We start from the raw sequence: 856 nt of genomic DNA, 5'->3' as shown, positions 1-856 counted from the left end.
ATGCGGTGGTGGGGCATTCGCAGGGGGAGATTGCGGCTGCGTGTGTGGCGGGTGCGTTGAGTGTGGGGGATGCGGCGCGGGTGGTGGCGTTGCGGAGTCAGGCGATCGGCCGTTCGTTGGCAGGCCGCGGTGGGATGGTGTCGGTTCCGTTGCCGGAGGCGGAGGCTGTCGAGCTGCTGGCGCGGTGGGGTGGCCGGGTGGAGTTGGCGGCGGTGAATGGTCCCTCGTCGGTGGTGGCGGCGGGTGATCCGGCGGCGTTGGAGGAACTCCTCGCCCTGGGGGAGGAGTTGGGGGTCCGGACGCGTCGTATCCCGGTGGACTACGCCTCGCACACCTCGCATGTGGAAGCGATCGAGGGCGAACTCCTCGACATTCTGGGCCCGGTGAGGCCGTCACGTCCGGTGGTGCCGTTCTTCTCCACCGTGGATGGCGAGTGGGTGGACGACGCGCGGTTGGATGCGGGGTATTGGTATCGGAATCTGCGGCGGACGGTGCAGTTCGGGGCGGCTGTTGAGGCGTTGGTGGCGGATGGGTTCCGGGTGTTTGTGGAGTCGAGTGCGCATGCGGTGTTGACGTCTGCGGTGTCGGATGCGGTGGAGGACGTGCCGGCCGTGGTGTCGGGGTCGTTGCGGCGGGACGACGGCGGGTTGCGGCGGTTTGTGTCGTCGGTGGCGGGGTTGTGGGTGCGGGGGGTGGAGGTGGACTGGTCGGCCGTCCTGCCCGACACAGGCGGCCGTCGGCCGGAGCTGCCGACGTATGCGTTCCAGCACCGGCGGTATTGGTTGGATGTGGTGCGGTCGGTGGCGGATGTGGGTGCGGCGGGGTTGGAGTCGGTGGCGCATCCGTTGCTGGGTGC

At 69.4% G+C, this 856-nt stretch carries 1 protein-coding gene; it reads left to right on the top strand.

Annotated features, from left to right (window positions below; translation table 11 throughout):
• Nucleotides 1-856 (top strand): acyltransferase domain-containing protein (locus SSP08S_RS58005; RefSeq protein WP_043260501.1); only part of this gene is annotated, 856 nt, incomplete at both ends.

The organism is Streptomyces hokutonensis (assembly GCF_000376565.1).
GTDB lineage: Bacteria > Actinomycetota > Actinomycetes > Streptomycetales > Streptomycetaceae > Streptomyces > Streptomyces hokutonensis.
The sequence above is the reverse complement of the archived record's forward strand: the minus strand, read 5'-3'. Positions and strand labels throughout refer to the sequence as shown.